Below are 20,226 nucleotides of genomic sequence, written 5' to 3'. Positions count from 1 at the left end.
GTGGAACTCCTAAAAGCCAAGATCCGTACCGAAGGCCAGGTACTTTCCGAGCAGGTGCTCAAAGTCGATGCCTTCCTCAACCACCAGATCGACCCCCTGCTGATGCAAGCCATCGGTCGGGAATTCGCCCAACGCTTCGCCGCGGCCGGCATCACCAAGATCGTCACCATCGAGGCCTCGGGCATCGCCCCGGCGGTCCTGACCGGGCTCGAGCTCGGGGTGCCGGTGATCTTCGCCCGCAAGCATCAGTCGCTGACCCTCACCGACCATTTGCTAACCGCCTCCGTTTACTCCTTCACGAAGCAGACGGAAAGCACCATAGCCGTCTCTACCACGCACCTTTCAGCCGACGACCGGGTATTAATCATTGACGACTTCCTTGCCAACGGTAAGGCGGCCAAGGCACTGATTTCGATCATCAACCAGGCGGGTGCCCAGGTCGTGGGTCTGGGTATCGTCATCGAGAAGGCCTTCCAGGCCGGGCGTGCCGAACTGGACGCCCTGGGCTACCGGGTCGAATCCCTGGCTCGCGTCGCTTCCCTGGCCGATGGCCAGGTCACCTTCGCCGAGTAAGCCATGGCCCAGATACTGCGCATTCTCGGCGCCGATCTCGATCGCACCGAAACCTGGATCCGCTACGACAAGGCCATGTGCCTGGATTGCGTCTCCAGTTGCTGCACCCTGCCGGTGGAGGCCCGCCTGTCGGATCTGATCCGCATGGGCGTGGTGGACGAGTTCGAGAAGGGCGAGCCGCTCAAGGACATCGCCAAGCGACTCAAGAAGGATGGGATCGTCGAACGCCTGAACGCCAAGACCGGGTTGTTCACCCTGGTGCGGCTGTCCAACAACGACTGCCTGTACCTGCATCCGAAGACGCGGCTGTGCACCATCTACGATCAGCGGCCGGAGACCTGCCGCAACCATCCCAGGGTGGGACCGCGGCCAGGCTATTGCGCCTACAAGCCGCAGAAGCTGCGCTAGGTCCTGATCGCGGCCACGGGCCACCGTAGGTTGGGTTGAGCGCCAGCGAAGCCCAACAGGGTTGGCCTCGGTGTGCTGGCCATGTTGGGCTTCGACGATAGAGCCGTCTCAACCCCACCTAAGATCTCCTGCCGCCGCCTAGAACTCGCCACTCTCCATCGCCCGCGCCATGTCGGCCCGCTCCTCCAGGCACTCCGGGCCGGCCATGTCGAAAATCCGGCAGACCCAGGGCCGCACTTCGTAGATACTGCAGTTCATCTGCTCACGATCCAGGGCCGCGCACCAGCCGTCGTCGAGGCGCTTCATGCGGGTGCCGGTCCAGTCTTCCTCGATGAAGCGCGCCGGTACGCCCGGATCGTCGAACAGCAGCACTTCCTGGCGACAGCACCAGGCCTGACAACTGTCGCAGGTCACGTTGGGGGTGGTCAGATCGTGCAGCGGGATGTCACTCATGGGCGCAGTGTAGCGCCGTTGACCGCCCAGCGGTTTCCGGCCGATGGCTGGAGCAGTTACCATGCGCGTTTCTCGACGATTGTAACCAGTTGTGACCATGCCCAAGCCTCCTCCTCGCGCCGGAGCCGCCATGACGGCCGCACCCCGCTATCGCTTCTATGTCGTGGTCATCGTGCTGGTCCTGCTGACCTGCGTGGTCGCCGGTCGCATCACCTACCTGAAACTGTTCGACGCTGAATTCCTCGGCGACCAGGGTGATCGCCGCTCGGTGCGCCACATCCCCATCCCGGTCACCCGCGGCATGATCACCGACCGCAACGGCGCGCCCCTGGCGGTCTCCACCGAGGTGGTGACCATCTGGTGCAATCCGGCGGAGATGCAGGACAGCGCCGATCAGTTGGGGCGCCTGGCCCAGGCCATCCACAAGCCCGAGGCCGAGCTGCGCAACCTGATCCTCGAGCATCCGGAGAAGCACTTCCTCTACCTGGCTCGCGCCCTGTCGCCCATCGATGGCGAAAACATCATGGCGCTGGGCGTACCCGGCGTGCACCAGATCAGGGAATACAAGCGCTACTACCCAAGCTCCGACCTGGTGGCCCAGGTGATCGGCATGGTCAACATCGACGGCCACGGCCAAGAGGGCCTGGAGCTGGGCTTCGAGGACTGGCTGGCCGGACGCAGCGGCGTGCGCGAGGTGCTGATCAATCCGCGCGGGTCGGTGGTGAAGAACATCCGCGTGGTGCGCCAGCCGCAGCCAAGCAAGGACGTCGCCCTGTCCATCGACCTACGCCTGCAATTCATCGCCTACCGCGCGCTGCAGAACGCGGTGGAGAAGTTCGGTGCCCAATCCGGCTCCGCGGTGCTGGTCGATCCCAAGACCGGGCAGATCCTGGCGATGACCAACTTCCCGTCCTATAACCCCAACAACCGCGCCACCCTGCAGATTCCCAACATGCGCAACCGGACCCTGACCGACGCCTTCGAGCCCGGTTCGGTAATCAAGCCGTTCAGCATGTCGGCGGCCCTGGCCTCGGGCCGCTTCAACGAGAACAGCACCGTGGACGTGGCGCCCGGCTGGATGACCATCGACGGCCACACCATCCATGACGTGGCCAGGCGCGGCATCCTGACCATGACCGGAGTGCTGCTCAACTCCTCCAACATCGGCATGAGCAAGGTGGCCCTGCAGATCGGTCCCCAACCGATCTACGAACAGCTCGGCCGGGTCGGTTTCGGCACGCCCATGGCGCTGGGCTTCCCCGGCGAAAATGCCGGCTATCTGCCGATGCACACCAAGTGGTCGCAGATCGCCACCGCCAGTATGTCGTTCGGCTACAGCCTGGCGGTCAACGTCGCCGAGCTGGCCCAGGCCTATTCGGTGATCGCCAATGACGGCAAGCTCACCCCCCTGACGCTGCTCAAGGATCAGAAGCAGAAGTCGGTGCAGGCCATGGACCCGACCATCGCCCGGCGCATCCGCGCCATGCTCAACCACGTGGTGGAAGACGAGGGTGGCGTCTATCGCGCCCGGGTGCCCGGCTACCATGTAGCCGGCAAATCCGGTACGGCGCGCAAGGCCGGTTCCGGCAGCTATACCGAGCACGCCTATCGCTCGCTGTTCGTCGGCATGGCGCCGGCCGCCGATCCCAAGCTGGTCCTGGCGGTGATGCTCGACAGCCCGACCAAGGAAGGCTACTTCGGTGGCCTGGTCTCGGCGCCGACCTTCAGCGAGATCATGTCTGGCGCCCTGCGCGCCCTGGCCGTGCCGCCGGACAACCTGCCCGACACCAATACCGCCCAGCAGCCGAAAGCCGAATCCCACTCTCACGGCTAGGGTGGAGCAGCGGGCACAAAAAAGGGCGACCCAAGGTCGCCCTTTTTTGTGCCGCCTGAGCCGTCAGCGATGCAGCACGTACTGACCGGTAAAGCGCACGCCATCCTCGCCGCTCTCGGTGACGATGCGCGACTGCAGGGTGATGCGGGCCCGGCCACGGCGGCGGAAGGTGGTCTCGAAGCGCTCCCAGGCCCGCTCCTCGGGCGGCTCGCCGAAGGCCGTGGCATCGGCGGTGATAGGCCGCGGATAGCTGATCTGGCCTTCCTGGATGAGGATATGGCCTTCCTCGATGCCCGCTTCGCGCAGACGCAGGTACAGCCAGCCCCAGCCGGCGAGGACCGCTACGCAGTAGAGGCTGCCACCGAACATGGTGCTGGCGTGATTGATGTTCGCGTCCAGCGGCGCATGCAGTTGCAGGCGGTGTTCGCTCCAATCGCGGACCTGCAGGCCCAGGGCTTGGGTGATGGGGATGTCGTGGTGGAGCAGGGATTCGAGGTGACGGCAGTCGCGGCTCATGCCGGGGTCCTTACAGACAAAATTTCACTATCTGGAGCAGACGCAAGCCATGACCCGTGGGTCACGTCCTGGCGCCATTGTGCACCAAGGAAGGCCGCTCCGGGGAAATGGCGGCGGGCAGGCGGAAGCGGAAACGGGCGCCGCCCAGGCTCGATTCATCGATGGTCAAACTGCTGCGGTAGCCTTCGAGGATATCCTGCACCACGGCCAGGCCAATGCCTTGACCGGGGTGGCGGCTGTCCATGCGCATACCGCGGCGCAGCACGCTTTCGCGCCGCTCGGCCGGAATACCCGGGCCATCGTCCTCGATGTCGAGGATCCAGTGTTCGGTATGCCGCCGCGCACTGACCCTTACCTGGGTCAGGCAGAGGCGATAGGCGTTTTCCAGCAGGTTGCCGAAGACCTCCAGCATGGCGGCCTCCTCGGCCTGCACGCGCAGATTGGGCGGCAACTCCAGCTCGGCCTGGACGCGCTTTTCGGCATAGACCTTGTCCAGGGTGCTGAACAGCGACTCCAGCAGCGGCGCCAGCTCCAGCGGCCGGCTGAGTACCGCGCTGCCCTGGCGCGTGGCCCGCTGCAGCTGGTACATCACCTGCTGGTTCATGCGCTCGATCTGGGTCTGCAGGGTGCCGACCTCCTGATCCAGCTGCGAATGACGGCGCAATTCCTCGGTCACGCCCTGCAGCACCGCCAGGGGCGTCTTCAGGCTGTGGGCCAGGTCGCCCAGGGTGTCGCGATAGCGCTCGCGCTGCAGGCGCTCGTGGTCGAGCAGCCGGTTGAGCGAGCGGATCAGGCGGCTGATCTCGCTCGGCACGTTCTTTTCGTCGAGCAGGTCGCGCTGGTCGGTTTCCACGGCGTCGAGCTGTCGGCTCAGGCGACGCAACGGCCGCAGGCTCCACTGCATGACCAGGGCGAGCAGCAGCAGCAGGGCACCCAGCACCCCTACCAGCCAGAGGATCACCTGGTGAATGAAGGTGGCGCGCAGCCGTTCGTATTCCTCGGCGGGCTGCATGGTGACCACGCTGAAACCGGCCACTGGCGGATTGCCCAGCAGCACCTCGCGGTCGAAGACGAAGAAGCCGCGCCCCTGGTCATCGGTAGCCTTGACCAGCTTGACCCCGCCGCCATCGAAGGTCGGTCGGTAGTTGGGTTTTTCCTTCATCGCCGAGCGCGAGCGCCAGAGCAGCCGGCCGTTCTGGTCGTAGACGTAGCCGAGGATGGGCGAGCCGGGACGGTCGAAGACTTCCTCGGCGATCATCTCGGGCATCGCCAGGCGCCCGTCGATGGCCCGCGCGGCGCCGATCAGGGTGTTGGCGTTGGCCTCCAGCCGCGCGGCGACGAAGTTCTCCACGGTGCGGTCGAAGGCATTGCGGATCGCCGGCACCATCAGCGCCAGGCAGACGATCACCAGCAGCGCCGCGCTGAGCAGCAGCCGCACGCGGAAGGAACGGATCACTGGCAGCGCTCGGTGAACAGATACCCGCGCCCGCGGACCGTTTCGATGGGTTGCATCTGGCAGTTGGCCTCCAGCTTGCGCCGCAGGCGGCCCACCAGGACTTCGATGACGTTGCTGTCGTGCTCGCCGTCATCGTCGTAGAGCTGCTCCATGAGCCGCTCCTTGGTGATCACCTGCTGGTGGTTGCGCATCAGGTACTCCAGCAGGCGGTATTCGTAGGCGGTGAGCTGCAGCGGCTGCTCTTCGTTGAAGGCCTGCTGGCGGCCCAGGTCCAGCTTGAGCGAGCCGGCGCGGATGCTGGGCTGGACGAAGCCCGCCGAGCGCCGCAGCAGCACGTTCAGGCGCGCCTCCAGCTCTTCGAACTGGAACGGCTTGACCACATAGTCATCCGCCCCGGCGCCCAGGCCCTCGACCTTGTCCTGCCAGCTGCCGCGGGCAGTGAGGATGAGAATCGGCAGGGTGGCGCCCTGGTTGCGCAGCTGGCGGATCAGGTCGAGTCCGCTCATGCCGGGCAGGCCCAGATCGATGATGGCGAGGTCGTGATGGAATTCGCGGGCGCTGTAGAGCGCTTCTTCCGCATCGGCCACGGCATTGACGACATGACCGGCTTCACCCAGACGCACCTTGAGGTGGTGGCGCAGCAGGTTTTCGTCTTCGACGACGAGGATCTTCATGCAGACTCCTGAACAGCTAACGAGACTCTCTCTGGCCGCGACCGCACGTGTCGCACGCTTCGCGCAGCGGCGCCCGGGTACCGATTATGGCGCCTGCGGCGGGCTGACGGCGAGAGCGGAGGATGGATGGATAGGGTCACTCACTTTATTCCAGGCAAAAAAAACCTCTCCGGTTGGAGAGGTAAGGAGCACTTCATGGGGATCGGAAACTGCCGTTGGGGAACGGCTCCGTCGCGAGACGGTTGCAGGGGACCAGAGCTGACTTGGTGACCCTGCAAGGGGTTACAAGGATGAACACGCCAGGTCGGGTCGAAGTGTCCGGACGATCTGCCTTAGCGGGAGCTGCGCTAGGGTGAACATATCCGGGAGACCTCGGCGTTGCTGATCTGACAGTTGCAGATTAGGCCAATGGCCCTGAACGCTCCCTGAACTCGTCCTGAACGCAAGCTGAACAATGTCAAGGGTGGGTCAAGGACGACGGACGGTAGCTCCCCACGTCCATCGCCCAAGGACCTCAAGGTAGCTTGGCCAGGCAGCCGCTCAGGGTATTGGCCACGCTCTGCAACAGGGCCGTATAGCCCTGGCCGTCGACCGGGATGCGGGCGCCGAGCGGGTCCAGCTCCACCAGGGTCACCGGCAAGCCACTGCTCAGGGTGGTGGCGATCTTGGGTTGCAACGGCGGCTCGGTGAACACGCAGGTGGGCCCGGCGGCCTTGAGTTCGTCGCGCATGGCCGCCACGTGGCGCGCACCGGGCTGGACGTCGGCGCCCAGGGCGAAGACGCCGCGATGCCCCAGGCCATAGGCTTCCTCGAAATAGTCGAAAGCCTCGTGGAAGACGAAGTAGGGCTTGCCGGCGACCGGCGCCAGTTGCGCGCGCAGGGCCTGGTCCTTGGCGGTCAACTGCGCCTCGAAGGCCTTGAGGTTGGCGGCGTAGCGCGCCGCGTTGGCCGGATCGGCCTGGCTCAGGTCGGCGGCCACCCGCGCCGCGATGACCCGCGCATTGGCGGGAGCCAGCCAGAGGTGTGCATCCAGGCTGCCGGGGCGATGGTCATGGTCGTGGGCGTATTCGGGCTCGCCACCCTGCGCGTGGCCATGCTCGTCACCGTGCGCTGCGTCGTGGTCGTGGTCGTGGTCGTGGTCGTGGTCGTGGTCATCGTCGCCCTGCTCGTGCTCCGCGCCGAAGCGGCGCAGATGCAGGCCGGGCAGGTCCTGGACCGCCACGCTGGGGCCCTGGCGCTCCTTGAGCACGGCCGGCAGGAAGGCCTCCAGATCGGGACCGATCCAGTAGACCAGGGTAGCGTCGCGCACCTGGCGCAGGTCCGACGGGCGCAGGGCGTAATGGTGCGGCGAAGCGCCCGGCGGCAGCAGCACGGCAGGCTGGCCGGCGCCCTCCTGGATGGCGGCGACGATCAGTTGCAAGGGCTTGATGCTGGTCAGCACCTGCACCTCGGCCCGGGCCGGAAGCAGGACGCCGCTGAGCAGCAGGGAAACGACGAGGGGTAGGAAGCGCAGCACGTGAAAGTCCCGATTCTTAAGAGAGGTGCAATATAATAACGTCCTAGCTCCTAAGGTATCGCTCCATGTCCGACGCCCCCCTGGCCTTTCGACCCCATGATCATTCGCGCTGCGTCGCCCATGCACTGGCCGAGGCCGATGACCTCTGCCGCCGCGCCGGCGTGCGCCTCACCGACCTGCGCAAACGGGTACTGGAGCTGGTCTGGCAAAGCCACAAGCCACTCGGTGCCTACGACATCCTGGCCGTGCTCAGCGAGCAGGACGGCCGCCGGGCGGCACCGCCCACCGTCTACCGGGCGCTGGACTTCCTCGTCGAGAACGGCCTGGTGCACCGCATCGCCTCGCTCAACGCCTTCGTCGGCTGCAACCATCCCGGCGAAGCGCACCAAGGCCAGTTCCTGATCTGCCGCAGCTGCCAGGTGAGCATCGAGCTGGAACAACCGGCCGTGCACCAGGCCATCCTCGACGGCGCCAGCGCCGTGGGTTTCCAGGTGGAAGGCCAGACCGTGGAAGTCATCGGCCAATGCGCCGCCTGCCGGAAGCAGGCATGAGCGAGGCGCTGATCCGGCTGCAGGACGTCAGCGTGACCTTCGCCGGCCAGGCGGTACTCGATCAGGTGAGTCTCACCCTCGACCCCGGCCGCATCGTCACCCTCATCGGTCCCAATGGCGCCGGCAAGACCACCCTGGTGCGCAGCGTGCTCGGCCTGCTGACGCCGGAGCGCGGCAGCGTCTGGCGCCGGCCGCGGTTGCGCATCGGCTACATGCCGCAAAAGCTGCAGGTGGATGCCACCCTGCCGCTGTCGGTGCTGCGCTTCCTGCGTCTGGTACCGGGCGTGACTCGCGCCAGTGCCTTATCCGCGCTGGGCGAAGTGGGCGCCGAGGGGGTGATCGACAGCCCCCTGCAGAGCATTTCCGGCGGCGAGTTGCAGCGGGTGCTGCTGGCCCGCGCCCTGCTGCGCCAACCCGAATTGCTGGTGCTCGACGAACCCGTGCAGGGCGTCGACATCAACGGCCAGAGCGAGCTCTACCGCCTGATCGGCCAGTTGCGCGAACGCCATGGCTGCGGCGTGCTGATGGTGTCCCACGACCTGCACCTGGTGATGGGCGCCACCGATCAGGTGATCTGCCTCAATCGCCACGTCTGCTGCTCCGGCCATCCCGAGCAGGTCAGCGGCGATCCGGCCTACCAGGCGCTGTTCGGCCAGAGCGCGCGCAACCTGGCCATCTACCACCATCATCACGATCACGCCCACGACCTGCACGGCAGCGTGGTCAAGACGCCGCATGTCCATGGAGCCCACTGCAAGCATGGCTGATTTTCTGCTGTATGCCCTGCTCGCCGGTCTCGCTCTCGCCCTGGTCGCCGGTCCGCTCGGCTCCTTCGTGGTCTGGCGGCGCATGGCCTATTTTGGCGACACCCTGTCCCACGCCGCCCTGCTCGGAGTGGCGCTGGGCTTCCTGCTGGATGTCAGCCCGACGCTGACCGTCACCGTCGGCTGCCTGGCGCTGGCCGTGGTACTGGTGGTGCTGCAGCGGCGCCGGGGGCTGGCGGCGGACACCCTGCTCGGCATCCTCGCCCATAGCACCCTGTCGCTGGGGTTGGTGGCGCTGTCGTTCATGCACGAGGTGCGGGTCGACCTGATGAGCTATCTGTTCGGCGATCTGCTGGCAGTGGGTCCCAGCGATCTGCGTTGGATTCTCGGCGGCAGCGCCCTGGTGCTGGTGGCCCTGGCCTGGCTGTGGCGACCACTCCTGGCCATCACCGTGCACGAGGAACTGGCCCAGGTCGAAGGCCTGCCGGTGACCTGGATCCGCCTGGCGCTGATGCTGCTGGTGGCCATCGTCATCGCCGTGGCCATGAAGATCGTCGGGGTGCTGCTGATCACCTCGCTGCTGATCATCCCCGCCGCCACCGCTCAAAGACACGCCCGCAGCCCGGAGCAGATGGCTTGTGGCGCCAGCCTGCTGGGCATGGTGGCGGTGTGCCTGGGACTGACCCTGTCTTGGTACCAGGACACCCCGGCCGGCCCCTCGGTGGTAGTGGCCGCGGCCGGGATGTTTCTGCTGGGCTATCTGTTGCCGCGGCGCGCCTAGTAGCGACAGCTGAATCTAGCGCGGCGCGTGCCAGACCGCCCGGCTGACACCCACCTTGCGCGGAATCAGCCCCTGGTCATAGAAGACATCGGCGGTCTTCTGCTGGGTGGCGATGATCTCGGGGGTCAGCGGGGTGACGCCATAGCGGGTCCGCGCCTGCCAGGTGGCGATCACCGATTCCGGTAGACCGATCTGCTCGGCCAGGATGCGGCTCACCTCCGGCTTGTGGGTGTTGGCCCAGGCCCCGGCCTTGGCCAGCTCCGCCAGCAGCAGCTGGATCACCTGGGGGTGGGCATCGGCGAAACGCCGCGAACCTTCATAGAAACTATTGGGCTGCAGCAGACCTTTATAGTCCGCCAGGACGCGCACCGACTGGCTCTGCTGGATGGCGGCCAGATAGGGGTCCCAGATCGCCCAGGCAGCCACCGAGCCGTTGGCGAAGGCCGCGCGGGCATCGGCCGGTGCCAGGTAGACCGGCTGGATGTCCTTGAGGGTGAGACCGGCCTTGTTCAGGGCGGCGACCAGCAGGAAGTTGGCGCTCGAACCCTTCTGCACCGCTACCTGCTTGCCCTTGAGCTCGCTGACCGCACGGATCGCCGAGCCGCTCGGCACCACGATGGCCTCAACCGACTCGCTGGCCGGCTCGGCTCCCAGGTAGACCAGATCGACACCAGCGGCCTGGGCGAAGATCGGCGGCGGCGAACCGGTGTAGCCGATGTCGACGCTGCCCGCGTTGAGGGCCTCCAAGAGCTGCGGCCCGGCCTGGAATTCACGCCAGGTCACCTGGTAACCCTGGGCCCCCAGGGCCTTTTCCAAGGTCCCCTGGGCCTTGAGTACGGCCAGTAGACCACCGCCTTTCTGATAGCCGATGCGCAGCTGCTGCTCAGCCGCCTGCACCGGTGCCAATATGCCGAGCGCGACTGCCAGCACCACGAAGAGACGTGCGAGACGCCGGAAGGACAACCGCATGGGAACCTCCTTATATTCCATTAAAGAAGGCCAGGATGGATCTTTTATAAAAGAATGTTTAATACGTTTCTCTGCTATGGCTATGCCCAGGTGAAAGCAGCGGTCTGTCGTCCAACAGGCGATTGACGCTGCGCCCAGGATCGCGCCACCCTGCGCCGGCGGCGGCCGCTGGGGCCGCCATCCTTTTCGGAGCCTGCCATGCCTTTTCTGATCGAGACCTTCGACAAGCCGGACAGCCTGGCCCTGCGCCAAGAGCATCGCCCCGCGCACCTGGACTTCCTGCGGGAAAACGCCGCCGCCCTGCTGGCCTGCGGTGCCAAGCTCAGCGACGACGGCGCAACGCCCAGCGGCAGCGTCTACATCGTCGACGTGGAGACCCGCGCCGAAGCGGAAGCCTTCCTGGCCCAGGACCCGTTCAGCAAGGTCGGCCTGCCGAGCGAAGTTCGTATCACCCGTTGGCGCAAGGCCGTACTCGACGGCAAGGCCTTCGTCTAGGCAACCCGGCGGCCGCACTGGCCGCCATCGCTTGGCAACTTGGCTTAAGGAATCCTTAAAACTGGCTAAATGCCACCTTAATCGCCGGGGTTCGCTGCCGTTACGAGTTCACACTTTGAGGAATCACTTCACGGAAAAGTGATGCAGCGCAAGAAAAGCCGGGCTTTTCGGGGCAGCTCTGCAAGCAGGGGAGCGAACTAGCCTAAGCTCACCGGGCTCAGATGATCGATGCGCCGACACCTGTTCCCCGTCACCCTTCGAGGAATCGCTGTCCCGCTTTAGCCAGTACAGAGGACTCAGCATGACCAAGACCACGCCTGAGAAGGATCTGCGAATAGAGACCATTCGCGGACTGGCGCTGTTTCTGATGGTAGCGGGCCACGTGATTGGCAGTTCTTCCACCCTGGGCATGAAGGTGTCCGACGACTCCCTGCTGCGCTATCTCTACGACTCCCTCGTCTATATCCGAATGCCGCTGTTCACGGCGATTTCCGGTTACGTCTATGCGTTGCGTCCGGTGAACACCAACAGCGACCTGTCGCGTTTCTACCAAGGCAAGTTCAAGCGTATCGGCATTCCGCTGCTGGTGGTGTCGACGCTGTTCTTCGCCTTGCAGATGGCCGTGCCCAACACCAACTACAAACCCCAGCTGACCGATATCTTCAGCATCTACTTCTTCAGCTACGCGCACTTCTGGTTCCTGCAGTCGATCTTCTGCATCTTCGTGGTCATCGCCCTGCTGGAGAAAGCCGGCCTGCTGCTGACCCTGCGCAATTTCGGCCTGGTCTTCGCCGTGGCCCTGGCAGCCTCCTTCGCCTGGGAGAGCTTCCCGGACCTGTTCAGCCTGTACAAGGCGGTGCAGTTGTTCCCCTTCTTCCTGCTGGGCCTGGGCCTCTACCGCTTCGGCGAGCAGCTCATCACCCGCCGCAACGTGACCGCCATGGCGGTGGCGCTCGCCATCCTGGTGGCCATCGATCAGGCCTACCTGTTCGAATTGGTCGATCTCGACGAGACCGACATGGCGGTGATCGGCACTGCCCTGGGGCTGGCGGCCATCAGCCTGCTGATCGCCCGCCGCTTCTACTTCAAGCCATTGGCCTGGCTGGGCTACTTCTCCTTCGAGATCTACCTGTTCCACGTCTTCGGTACCGCCGGTGCCCGTATCGTGTTGAACAAGCTGCAGGTACACGACGTCTGGGTGGTCTTCAGCGTCAGCATGGTGATGGGCCTGTTCCTGCCCGTGGCGCTCAAGCTGGTGCTGGAGCGCATCAGCCCGCTGCATTTCCTCAGCGTGGCCTTCTTCGGTGCCAAGACGCGGGTGAACCGCGCTACCCCGCCCTTGCAGAAGAAGGCTACCGCCTAAGGCAACCAGCCATAAAAAACCCACGCCAAGGCGCGGGTTTTTTATGGCTGAGACGGCTAGTCGACGCTGATCACCACCCGTCCCCGGGTAGGGCACTGCTCCATGCAGCGATGGGCCTCGACGTACTGCTCGAAGGGAAAAACCTGCTTGATCTGCGCCTTGAGCAGGCGGTCGCGGGTCAGTTGGTCGAGGTGCTGCAAGGCTTCGCGCACCGCGGCGCAATCCGCTTCCAGGCCCATGTCCGGCTGGCCGGTGAAGTCCTGCACGCAGTGGATATAGAGCTTGAACTTCTTCTTGAAGGCCGCGCAGGCCGGCAGCGGGGTCTGGTTGCCGCCGTTGAGGCCATAGAGCAGCAGCCGACCGCGTGGCGCCATGGCCTCGCCGAGCAGGGCCAACTGCGGCCCGCCCAGGGCATCCAGGGCGACATGCACGCCAACGCCATCGGTGATGCTGGCGATACGGCTGACCAGATCCTCTTCCTCCGCGGCGATGACCTTTTCAGCGCCCAGTTCGCGCAGGTAGTCACGGTCAGCGGCGTCATGGGTGGTGGCGATGACCCGACCGCCCAAGGCCTTGGCCAGTTGGACGGACGCCGGGCCGCAGCAGCGACTGGCATCGGTGATCAGCACCCATTCGCCCGGTTGCAGCCGGGCCTGGTGCATCAGCGCGGTATAGACGGTGAGCAGCGGGTTGTAGTGCACCGCGGCTTCCGCCGGGGTGAGGACGTCCGGGTAGCGCACCAGGGAGGTGGCCGGATAGACCAGCTCATCGCCATAGGCCGGATAGCGATTGATGTCGTGGCCGAGGAAGCTGGCCACGCGATCACCGACCGCCAGGTCGGCGACGCCTTCGCCTAGGGCGGTGACCACGCCGGCGAGTTCACAGCCAAGACCCGCCGGCGGATTGGCCTGTTCGGGGGCCAGATTCTGCCGCCAGAGCACGTCATACCAGCTCACGCCGATGGCCTCTACCCGCACCAACACCTCGCCAGGCCCCGCCACGGGGGTGGGCCGATCGATGCAGGTGAGCACCTCCGGCGGGCCAAACTCGGTGAACTGGATCAGGCGGGACATGGGACTACCTCGCGTTGATGCCGACCCCGGAACGATTGCCGAGGCGGACTGCTTATGGCTAGGACTCTAACCAGCCTTGCCTTAGGATTCTATGCATCCCTATCGATAATGGACATCGGGGGTATCGATCCACTCCCTATCGGGGCCTGAATGAACCGTACCGATCTGCGCCGCGTCGACCTCAATCTGCTCATCGTGTTCGAGACCCTGATGCTCGAACGCAGCGTCACCCGTGCCGCGGAAAAGCTGTTTCTCGGCCAGCCGGCGATCAGCGCCGCCCTGGCCCGCCTGCGTACCCTGTTCGACGATCCGCTGTTCGTCCGCACCGGGCGCAGCATGGAACCCACCCCGCGCGCCCAGGAAATCGCCGCCCTGCTGTCACCGGCGCTGGACCAGATCTCCAGCGCGGTGAGCCGGACCCAGAGTTTCGAGCCGGCCAGCGCCGACCGGGTATTTCGCGTCGGCCTGTCCGATGACGTCGAATTCGCCCTGCTGCCGCCGCTGCTCCGACGCATCCGCATCGAGGCGCCAGGCACCACCCTGGTGGTACGGCGGATGAACTACCTGACCGCCGCCGGCATGCTGGCCTCCGGCGAGATCACCGTGGCGGTGGGCTATACCGAGGAATTGCCAGCCAATTCGAAGAGAAGGCCGGTGCGTCGCTTCGGCTTCAAGGTGCTGCGCGCCGACAGCAAGCCCGGGCGCCTGACCCTGGACGAATACTGCGCCCGGCCCCATGCCCTGGTGTCCTATGCCGGCGACCTCACCGGCTATGTCGACGAGTTGCTGGACAAGCTCGGCCGCCAGCGCCGGGTGGTGCTGGCGGTGCCCCAGTTCAACGGCCTGGGGTCGCTGCTGGCGGAAACCGACCTGCTGGTGATGGTGCCGGACTACACCGCCCGGCTGCTGGCCAGCGCCGGCGGCCTGAGATACGAAGACCCGCCCGAGGAACTGCGCGACGGCGGCCACGAACTGCCCATGGCCTGGAGCGGCGCCCAGGACCACGACCCCGGCGAGCGCTGGCTGAGGTCGCGGATCCAGATGTTCATCGGCGATCCGGACAGTCTCTAGCGACGTTCGCCGCTCACTACACAATAGTGTACGACCCTTTTTCGCCAGCCTTTCCATGACGACGGCTCGCGATAAGGAGCGGACGGCAGAACGGGAAAGCGGCGCCGTCGAACCCGGCTCGAACCGCACCCACGATCAGGCGAGCGGATAGCGCTTGAACAGATCGGTCTGTTCCAGGCGCGCCGCATGGGCTTCAAGGGCAGGGAAATCACCGGCCGGAACGACCTCGGGCACCATCAGTTGCATGAACGACCAGGCCACGGCGGTGGTAAGGGCCGCCTGATCCGGCCGCTCGCCTTGTACTGGCCGGGCGGACCACTGCCTGTCCAGTTCGACACAGGCGGCCCGCAACTGCTGGGTGACGCGCTCGACCCAGGGCAGATGAAGCTTTTCTGCCGGACGCAGCTTGCGCTCATAGACCAGTTGCACGCTTTTCTCGCACACGGCCAATGCGAGTCCCAGGATACGCAGGGCAGCGGCCAGGGCCTGGGGTTGTTGCGGCAACAACTTGTTGGCGGGAGCACTGAGGCTCTCGAAGTAGTCGATGATCAACGTCGAGTCCATCAGTACCGTGCCGTCATCCAACACCAGGGTCGGCGCCTTGACCACCGGATTGATCCGGGAGAACGCCTCGAAGCTACTGAAGACGGACAGGGGCTCATGCTCGAAGCCGACGCCCAGTAGATCCAGGGAAATCGCCACTCGGCGCACATAGGGTGAATCCAGCATGCCAATCAGTCTCATCCATCACTCTCCTGGGTTTGATAGCGATCTCCAACGCCTTTGCCCGACGCCTGAACCAAGGGTTCAGCCGCCATGGAAAAGCCCGGGTGTCATGCGTAGTGGCGGGCGCAAACTGCAGGACACCTTCACCCTCGATCAGGACTAGCCCGGCAGGTAATTTCACCTGTTCGCCAGGACTGATCGCCAGGTCGCCATCCGCGCTACTGAGCCAATGCCTGCCAGTGACGGCACGCGCCTGGATCTCCTGGGCATGGCGTACCGACAACAGCTGCGTGCGGGCCAAGGACACCTGTAGCCAGCGCCATTCATTTCCATAAAAGCTCTCCGCCCACCTCTGGCTTACCCCCGCCGCGATGTCCATGGCGCAATCCCCCTGCACGCCGTGTATTTACCGCTCCTTACATTAGTGAGAGTCTTTAGGCTTACCTATCGTTATTTTCTTGGAATAAACGCAAGAAAAACTTACATGGCGAACATTCCACCCCTCACCTGTCTGCGTAGTTTCGAAGCGGTTGCACGGCTGGGTAGCATCGTCGCCGCCGCCAAGGAGTTGCACGTTACCCACTCGGCCATCAGCCAGCAGATCAAGGTGCTGGAAGAGCTGATCGGCGTCACCCTGTTCATCCGCGAGGGGCGACGCAACCTACGCGTCAGCGAAGATGGGCGACTTTATGCGCTGCAGATCCGCGAATCGCTGGGCGATATCGCCGAAGCCACCCGCTTGATCAAGGCCCAGCCCAAGTCGACCGAATTGGTCGTCGCCGTACTCCCTTCGTTCGGCCTCAACTGGTTGCTGCCGCGCCTGCCGCGCTTCCAGCAGCTACACCCGCACATCAGCGTGCGGCTGCAAGCCAATCTGGCAGTGTCGAACCTGAGCCGAGAGTCGGTCGATGTCGGGATCCGCATGGGCAGCGGAGGCTGGGAGGGCGTGGAGCAGCGGCTGCTGTTCCACGACGAGACCCTGGTGATCGCCGCCCCGCACTTCAATGGCGGGGTCTTGCCCCAGACCCCGGAAGCCATCGTCGGCAGTCCCATCATCTCCAGCATGGAGTCCTGGCAGCCCTGGTGCCAAGCCGCGGGCCTGGCTAGCGAGGTGCCGCGCCTCGGGCTGTGCAGTAACGACTCCAACCTGGTGCTGCAAGCCGTGCGGCTTGGCCAGGGGATCGCCCTCGAACGTCGCAGCCTGGTGCACGACGCGCTCCAACGCGGCGAGTTCGTGCAATTGTCCCAGGTCACGGTCCCTTATCCCTATCCGTACTGGCTGGTGCTGCCCAACCGAAAGCCGTCGGAGGCCAAGCAACGCGTTTTCTCTAGTTGGCTGGCAGGGGAAGTATCCGAATATTTGGATGGACTGGATCAGGATCAGCCCAAAATGACGTGAGTCTGGCACCTGGTCGAGCAGTGCCCAAGAAAGTGCTGGCTTAGATCGCACACCCGATAATATCTAAGCCCGGATCAGCGCGGCTGGGCCAGGCGAATGGGAGCCATGGAAGCGCGGATTCCGCGACTCAGCGCAGCAAGCCAAGGTTCTCGTCAAGGCGGTCCTGGATGGTCGTCAGGGTATCTCGGGTGATGGTTCCAGGATATTCACGCTCGACGAGGGCGGTGAACTGGCTAGCGACCTCGCCGATGCGCTCGATGGTGTCACTCGCGATGGCGGGGGGGACTTCCGCCTCGTCCGCGAGACCGAGCAGCGCAGCTCGCTGGATATCCAAGGACTCGCCCAGCACATCCATCTGGTGATGGCCGTGCGGTCCCTCGCAGAAGGTCACGTCGTAGGCCGGGGCCAAGGTCCAAGTCCCCGTGGCGGACATGAGGTAGGCGAAGTTCTTCGGATGGTCGTCTCTATTGTTGAAGACGACATTGAACACGGCGCGTTCGAAGGCGATCGCCTTCTGACGTACGTCCTTGGTGCAGAGTTGCGTCGCCCGCAAGAAGTTGACGTAGTCCAGCGCCCCTGGTTCCTGATAGTTGGCGCCCGTGAAGGCGGCGAGACTTTGCATCGGCACACGTTGCCCAGCCACCCGGTCGAAACGACGAGTAGCGAAGGCTGCCTGACCGTCGGGCAAGCTAAAGTAGCGGGTGTCCGCCGCCTGGATGCCACAAAGACGCAAACAGTCGGCATAGGCCGCCTCCACGGCACATACTTCAGGATGCTCGTACCTCGCCGGGAACTTGATCAGCCAGGCCTCAAGGTCCGGGCTGGCCACGGTGGTGAAGGTACCCGTGCCTGGATCTCGATAGATCAGCGCCTTCGGTCGGGCCCCCTGGGGCGAGCCGCCCAGCTGCAGCAAGGTTTGCAAAAACTCCCCTCCCTCACCGGCAAGTACCTCCTGAACTTCGGCCAATAGCAGCTCCAAAGGTAGATGCTCCTGTACTGCCTCACCTTCAGGGGCAAGGGGTTCGAAGGTCATGGCACCCATGGCGTTGTCGCCTATGTAGGCCAGCCGTTGCAGTGGCCCGATGCGCGCCGCATTGAGTCCGCGGCGCTTGAACAAGCGATTCATCAACAGCATGCCCCAGCCATCCGGCAAGGCGTCATAGACCGGTCCCGGCAGCCCCAGTTGGTGGGCCGGAAACCCCTGGCGCAAGGCTGGCCCCGCCAAGGGCAACTGAAAAGCCGATAGCTCGAAACCGCGCTGTTTTGCCTGGGCACTATATTCGAACAGGATCTGTGAGCGACCGCCCAGGGCCGTCGTCGCCCTCAGCCGCCCCCACAACCAGCGCTCGCCCCAGCCTTCGTAATAGACGTCCACCTGTTCAGACATCGCTGGATTTCCTCTTGATACGCTGGCGCCTGGCGCTTTCTTCATAGCGGCGGGCATCCTCCAGGCTATTCAGCTGCGGCAGGAACAAACCTTCGAATTCCTGGCTGCGACCGAGCACCATGGCGATTCGTACCAGGCTCTCGAAGCCAACGTTACGACCTGCCTCGAGATTGGACACGGTGTTAGTGCCAAGCCCGGCACGGGCAGCGACCTCCGCCTGGGTCAGTCGCTGGGCCAGGCGCTCGGTGCGCAAGCGCTTGCACAGTTGCTTGACGATCTCACCTGGCTTGCTGAAGCCTAAATCCAACATAGCGTGTCTTATCCCGATAAATAGCATTTAACGCACAGTAAAAGATAATTACGTCATTTCCGAGATAATTCCTAGATGTGGGGCGTTACCCGTCAGAGACAGGCTTTAGTCACAAAATTATGGAATTAAGCGAGTGTTAGGCTTTGTACGAAAAGTCGCCGAGCGAAGGTCAGGCGAGGCCTAGGCGGCCCCGCGAAAAAGGCTGAGGAAGCGGAGTTTACGAGTGGTAAATGAGCATTCCGAATGCCTTTTTCAACGAAGCATCACCGAGCGTAGGCATTTTTCGTACAGAGCCTAGTGTATTCAGCCACTTTCTGTTCCGAACCCAAGGGTTAGCTCCGCCAAGCCTCCCCCGCCTGGGCGCAATCCTCCCGCCCCTTGCATCTTGTTCAGAAACCAGCGTTCCAGACAGTTTCCAATCACCACCAGCGATACCTACGGCGAAACCATCATCGCCATCGATAAATAAGTTCGAGCCCTTCGATTCGTCGCTGCCCGCGCGTGGCGGCAGACTCGCCTCCCTGACCTCTTTCCACCTCGGGCGGACTCGAACATGGATCTCTTCGCGAAAACCCTCGGCCCGCTGGCCCTGACCTCTACCCTGTTGCTCGCCGCCTGCGGCGATTCCCATCCCCAAGCCAGTGCCGCCCCGCCCGCGCCCAAGGTGAGCGCCGCCGAGGTGCTGCGCCAACCGGTGGTGGAATGGGACGAGGTGACCGGGCGCCTGGAAGCACCGGAATCCGTGGTGGTCCGCCCCCGCGTGTCCGGCTACGTCGACCGCGTGCTGTTCCACGAGGGTGCCCGGGTCAAGCGCGGCGACCTGCTGCTGCAGATCGATCCGCGGCCCTTCCAAGCCGAGGTCAAGCGCCTCGAAGCCGAGCTGCAACAGGCCCGCGCCAATGCCAGCCGCACCGCCGACGAAGCCGCCCGCGGCGAACGCCTGCGCAGCAGCAACGCGATCTCCGCGGAAATCGTCGAGGCCCGGCGCAGCGCCGCCCAGGAAGCCAAGGCCAGCGTCGCCGCCGCCCAGGCGCAACTCGACGCCGCCCGCCTGAATCTGGGCTTCACCGAGGTCCGCGCCGCCATCGACGGTCGCGTCGGCCGTGCCGAGGTGACCGCCGGCAACCTGGTCAACGCCGGTGACACCCGCCTCACCACCCTGGTCTCCACCGACAAGGTCTATGCCTATTTCGATGCCGACGAGCGGGTCTTCCTCAAGCAGCAGGCGCTCGCCCGCAAAGGTCAGCGCGGCGCGGCCAGCCCGGTCTATATGGCGCTGTCCGACGAGGACGACTTCTCCCATGAAGGCCACATGGACTTCATGGACAACCAGCTCGATCCGCGTACCGGCACCATCCACGGCCGCGCCGTGTTCGACAATGCCGACGGCCGCTTCACCCCAGGGCTCTACGCCCGGCTGCGGCTGGTGGGCAGCGGCACCTACGAAGGCACCCTGATCCAGGACGCCGCCGTCGGTACCGACCTGGGCAAGAAATTCGTGCTGGTGGTGGACGGCCAGAACAAGGCCGCCTATCGCACCGTCGACCTCGGCCCGCGTCTGGAAGGCCTGCGCATCGTGCGCAAGGGGCTGGAAGCCGGCGATCGCATCGTGGTCAACGGCCTGCAGCGGGTGCGCCCGGGCATGACCGTCGACGCCCAGTCGGTGCCCATGGCCGATGCCACCACCTTGGCCGCGCTCAAGCGCCAGCGCGATGCGGTCCTGGCCAGCCTGCCGGCGCCGACCCAGCCGCTCAAGGTGGGTAGTCGCTAGACCCCAGGCTCCACCCCGTCCCGTTTCAGACTTCTACCCGTCCAGGCATCGCGGTATCGCGGTCATGGACCGCTCCTACGACAGGACCCCCCGTAGGAGCGGCCCATGGCCGCGATGGCTGCGCCTCTGCACGCCT

Annotated in this window: 21 protein-coding genes; 11 read left to right on the top strand and 10 right to left on the bottom strand. The window is 64.8% G+C overall.

Annotation, left to right across the window (positions count from 1 at the left end; translation table 11 throughout):
* Both FAZ11_RS15000 and FAZ11_RS14995 read left to right on the top strand, forming a co-directional pair.
* Complete coding sequence (locus FAZ11_RS15000) at nt 1–573, top strand: xanthine phosphoribosyltransferase (RefSeq protein ID WP_058761638.1); 573 nt, start codon at nt 1–3, stop codon at nt 571–573.
* Between the two features lie 3 nt (nt 574–576).
* Nucleotides 577–981, top strand: a complete 405-nt coding sequence (locus tag FAZ11_RS14995) for a YkgJ family cysteine cluster protein (RefSeq protein WP_058761639.1) — start codon at nt 577–579, stop codon at nt 979–981.
* Nucleotides 982–1,119: 138 nt separating this feature from the next.
* On the opposite strand, the gene FAZ11_RS14990 is transcribed toward FAZ11_RS14995, so the two are convergent.
* The gene (locus FAZ11_RS14990) at nt 1,120–1,434 is read right to left on the bottom strand and encodes a YkgJ family cysteine cluster protein (protein ID WP_058761640.1); all 315 of its coding nucleotides are present in this window, start codon (nt 1,432–1,434) and stop codon (nt 1,120–1,122) included.
* Between the two features lie 130 nt (nt 1,435–1,564).
* Between FAZ11_RS14990 and FAZ11_RS14985 the strand changes: the two genes are divergently transcribed.
* Nucleotides 1,565–3,268 (top strand): peptidoglycan D,D-transpeptidase FtsI family protein, encoded by a 1,704-nt coding sequence (locus FAZ11_RS14985; RefSeq protein ID WP_058761641.1) that lies wholly within the window; start codon nt 1,565–1,567, stop codon nt 3,266–3,268.
* A 63-nt stretch (nt 3,269–3,331) separates the two neighbouring features.
* Here FAZ11_RS14985 and FAZ11_RS14980 read toward each other — a convergent pair whose 3' ends face one another.
* The 4 genes from FAZ11_RS14980 to znuA form a co-directional block, all read right to left on the bottom strand.
* A complete protein-coding gene (locus FAZ11_RS14980) occupies nt 3,332–3,784 on the bottom strand; it encodes a thioesterase domain-containing protein (RefSeq protein WP_058761642.1) in 453 nt (150 codons plus the stop codon).
* 61 nt (nt 3,785–3,845) lie between these two features.
* Nucleotides 3,846–5,240 carry an ATP-binding protein gene (locus tag FAZ11_RS14975; protein ID WP_058761643.1) on the bottom strand — a complete coding sequence of 465 codons (1,395 nt, stop codon included), beginning with the start codon at nt 5,238–5,240 and terminating at the stop codon, nt 3,846–3,848.
* The gene (locus tag FAZ11_RS14970) at nt 5,237–5,914 is read right to left on the bottom strand and encodes a response regulator transcription factor (RefSeq protein ID WP_058761644.1); all 678 of its coding nucleotides are present in this window, start codon (nt 5,912–5,914) and stop codon (nt 5,237–5,239) included. Before FAZ11_RS14970 ends, FAZ11_RS14975 begins: the two co-directional genes overlap by 4 nt.
* Nucleotides 5,915–6,428: 514 nt before the next feature.
* A complete protein-coding gene (gene znuA / locus FAZ11_RS14965; protein WP_137279419.1) occupies nt 6,429–7,430 on the bottom strand; it encodes a zinc ABC transporter substrate-binding protein ZnuA in 1,002 nt (333 codons plus the stop codon).
* A 65-nt stretch (nt 7,431–7,495) separates the two neighbouring features.
* Between znuA and FAZ11_RS14960 the strand changes: the two genes are divergently transcribed.
* Genes FAZ11_RS14960 through znuB form a run of 3 tightly spaced genes read left to right on the top strand, consistent with a single transcriptional unit; the run spans nt 7,496 to nt 9,526 of the window.
* Complete coding sequence (locus FAZ11_RS14960) at nt 7,496–7,981, top strand: Fur family transcriptional regulator (protein WP_058761646.1); 486 nt, start codon at nt 7,496–7,498, stop codon at nt 7,979–7,981.
* Nucleotides 7,978–8,748, top strand: a complete 771-nt coding sequence (znuC, locus tag FAZ11_RS14955; RefSeq protein ID WP_058761819.1) for a zinc ABC transporter ATP-binding protein ZnuC — start codon at nt 7,978–7,980, stop codon at nt 8,746–8,748. Before FAZ11_RS14960 ends, znuC begins: the two co-directional genes overlap by 4 nt.
* Nucleotides 8,741–9,526 carry a zinc ABC transporter permease subunit ZnuB gene (gene znuB / locus FAZ11_RS14950; RefSeq protein ID WP_058769095.1) on the top strand — a complete coding sequence of 262 codons (786 nt, stop codon included), beginning with the start codon at nt 8,741–8,743 and terminating at the stop codon, nt 9,524–9,526. Before znuC ends, znuB begins: the two co-directional genes overlap by 8 nt.
* Before the next feature lie 15 nt (nt 9,527–9,541).
* On the opposite strand, the gene FAZ11_RS14945 is transcribed toward znuB, so the two are convergent.
* Nucleotides 9,542–10,495 (bottom strand): aliphatic sulfonate ABC transporter substrate-binding protein, encoded by a 954-nt coding sequence (locus tag FAZ11_RS14945; RefSeq protein WP_058769094.1) that lies wholly within the window; start codon nt 10,493–10,495, stop codon nt 9,542–9,544.
* Nucleotides 10,496–10,693: 198 nt separating this feature from the next.
* On the opposite strand from FAZ11_RS14945, the gene FAZ11_RS14940 reads away from it, so the two are divergent.
* Both FAZ11_RS14940 and FAZ11_RS14935 read left to right on the top strand, forming a co-directional pair.
* Nucleotides 10,694–10,990: a YciI family protein gene (locus FAZ11_RS14940; protein WP_058761649.1), complete on the top strand. Its 297-nt coding sequence runs from the start codon at nt 10,694–10,696 to the stop codon at nt 10,988–10,990.
* Between the two features lie 301 nt (nt 10,991–11,291).
* Nucleotides 11,292–12,353, top strand: coding sequence for an acyltransferase family protein (locus FAZ11_RS14935; protein ID WP_058774330.1), 1,062 nt, complete (start codon nt 11,292–11,294; stop codon nt 12,351–12,353).
* Nucleotides 12,354–12,409: 56 nt separating this feature from the next.
* Here FAZ11_RS14935 and FAZ11_RS14930 read toward each other — a convergent pair whose 3' ends face one another.
* A complete protein-coding gene (locus FAZ11_RS14930; RefSeq protein ID WP_058769093.1) occupies nt 12,410–13,426 on the bottom strand; it encodes a zinc-dependent alcohol dehydrogenase family protein in 1,017 nt (338 codons plus the stop codon).
* A 150-nt stretch (nt 13,427–13,576) separates the two neighbouring features.
* Between FAZ11_RS14930 and FAZ11_RS14925 the strand changes: the two genes are divergently transcribed.
* On the top strand, nt 13,577–14,497 hold the full coding sequence (locus tag FAZ11_RS14925; RefSeq protein WP_058761652.1) for a LysR family transcriptional regulator: 921 nt from the start codon (nt 13,577–13,579) through the stop codon (nt 14,495–14,497).
* Nucleotides 14,498–14,632: 135 nt separating this feature from the next.
* Here the strand turns inward: FAZ11_RS14925 and FAZ11_RS14920 are convergent, their stop codons facing one another.
* Complete coding sequence (locus FAZ11_RS14920) at nt 14,633–15,241, bottom strand: glutathione S-transferase (RefSeq protein ID WP_058774329.1); 609 nt, start codon at nt 15,239–15,241, stop codon at nt 14,633–14,635.
* 466 nt (nt 15,242–15,707) lie between these two features.
* Between FAZ11_RS14920 and FAZ11_RS14915 the strand changes: the two genes are divergently transcribed.
* Nucleotides 15,708–16,622 (top strand): LysR substrate-binding domain-containing protein, encoded by a 915-nt coding sequence (locus tag FAZ11_RS14915; protein WP_058774328.1) that lies wholly within the window; start codon nt 15,708–15,710, stop codon nt 16,620–16,622.
* Nucleotides 16,623–16,749: 127 nt separating this feature from the next.
* Here the strand turns inward: FAZ11_RS14915 and FAZ11_RS14910 are convergent, their stop codons facing one another.
* Together FAZ11_RS14910 and FAZ11_RS14905 are read right to left on the bottom strand one after the other, a co-directional pair.
* The gene (locus FAZ11_RS14910) at nt 16,750–18,009 is read right to left on the bottom strand and encodes a type II toxin-antitoxin system HipA family toxin (RefSeq protein WP_058774327.1); all 1,260 of its coding nucleotides are present in this window, start codon (nt 18,007–18,009) and stop codon (nt 16,750–16,752) included.
* The gene (locus FAZ11_RS14905) at nt 18,002–18,319 is read right to left on the bottom strand and encodes a helix-turn-helix domain-containing protein (RefSeq protein ID WP_058769089.1); all 318 of its coding nucleotides are present in this window, start codon (nt 18,317–18,319) and stop codon (nt 18,002–18,004) included. The genes FAZ11_RS14910 and FAZ11_RS14905 overlap by 8 nt, the downstream gene beginning before the upstream one ends.
* A 553-nt stretch (nt 18,320–18,872) precedes the next feature.
* Between FAZ11_RS14905 and FAZ11_RS14900 the strand changes: the two genes are divergently transcribed.
* Nucleotides 18,873–20,090, top strand: a complete 1,218-nt coding sequence (locus tag FAZ11_RS14900; protein WP_058761657.1) for an efflux RND transporter periplasmic adaptor subunit — start codon at nt 18,873–18,875, stop codon at nt 20,088–20,090.
* Nucleotides 20,091–20,226 lie beyond the last annotated feature (136 nt).

Source organism: Pseudomonas rhizoryzae, assembly GCF_005250615.1.
GTDB lineage: Bacteria > Pseudomonadota > Gammaproteobacteria > Pseudomonadales > Pseudomonadaceae > Chryseomonas > Chryseomonas rhizoryzae.
Note: the sequence above shows the minus strand (reverse complement) of the source record. Positions and strands in the feature narration are given on the sequence as shown.

Excerpts from the sequence above, each read along its gene's own strand:
- FAZ11_RS14995 (WP_058761639.1), top strand. The coding sequence starts at position 577 with ATGGCCCAGATACTGCGCATTCTCGGCGCCGATCTCGATCGCACCGAA.
- FAZ11_RS14990 (WP_058761640.1), bottom strand. The coding sequence starts at position 1,434 with ATGAGTGACATCCCGCTGCACGATCTGACCACCCCCAACGTGACCTGC.
- FAZ11_RS14985 (WP_058761641.1), top strand. The coding sequence starts at position 1,565 with ATGACGGCCGCACCCCGCTATCGCTTCTATGTCGTGGTCATCGTGCTG.
- FAZ11_RS14980 (WP_058761642.1), bottom strand. The coding sequence starts at position 3,784 with ATGAGCCGCGACTGCCGTCACCTCGAATCCCTGCTCCACCACGACATC.
- FAZ11_RS14970 (WP_058761644.1), bottom strand. The coding sequence starts at position 5,914 with ATGAAGATCCTCGTCGTCGAAGACGAAAACCTGCTGCGCCACCACCTC.
- FAZ11_RS14960 (WP_058761646.1), top strand. The coding sequence starts at position 7,496 with ATGTCCGACGCCCCCCTGGCCTTTCGACCCCATGATCATTCGCGCTGC.
- znuC (WP_058761819.1), top strand. The coding sequence starts at position 7,978 with ATGAGCGAGGCGCTGATCCGGCTGCAGGACGTCAGCGTGACCTTCGCC.
- znuB (WP_058769095.1), top strand. The coding sequence starts at position 8,741 with ATGGCTGATTTTCTGCTGTATGCCCTGCTCGCCGGTCTCGCTCTCGCC.
- FAZ11_RS14945 (WP_058769094.1), bottom strand. The coding sequence starts at position 10,495 with ATGCGGTTGTCCTTCCGGCGTCTCGCACGTCTCTTCGTGGTGCTGGCA.
- FAZ11_RS14940 (WP_058761649.1), top strand. The coding sequence starts at position 10,694 with ATGCCTTTTCTGATCGAGACCTTCGACAAGCCGGACAGCCTGGCCCTG.
- FAZ11_RS14935 (WP_058774330.1), top strand. The coding sequence starts at position 11,292 with ATGACCAAGACCACGCCTGAGAAGGATCTGCGAATAGAGACCATTCGC.
- FAZ11_RS14930 (WP_058769093.1), bottom strand. The coding sequence starts at position 13,426 with ATGTCCCGCCTGATCCAGTTCACCGAGTTTGGCCCGCCGGAGGTGCTC.
- FAZ11_RS14925 (WP_058761652.1), top strand. The coding sequence starts at position 13,577 with ATGAACCGTACCGATCTGCGCCGCGTCGACCTCAATCTGCTCATCGTG.
- FAZ11_RS14920 (WP_058774329.1), bottom strand. The coding sequence starts at position 15,241 with ATGAGACTGATTGGCATGCTGGATTCACCCTATGTGCGCCGAGTGGCG.
- FAZ11_RS14915 (WP_058774328.1), top strand. The coding sequence starts at position 15,708 with ATGGCGAACATTCCACCCCTCACCTGTCTGCGTAGTTTCGAAGCGGTT.
- FAZ11_RS14910 (WP_058774327.1), bottom strand. The coding sequence starts at position 18,009 with ATGTCTGAACAGGTGGACGTCTATTACGAAGGCTGGGGCGAGCGCTGG.
- FAZ11_RS14905 (WP_058769089.1), bottom strand. The coding sequence starts at position 18,319 with ATGTTGGATTTAGGCTTCAGCAAGCCAGGTGAGATCGTCAAGCAACTG.
- FAZ11_RS14900 (WP_058761657.1), top strand. The coding sequence starts at position 18,873 with ATGGATCTCTTCGCGAAAACCCTCGGCCCGCTGGCCCTGACCTCTACC.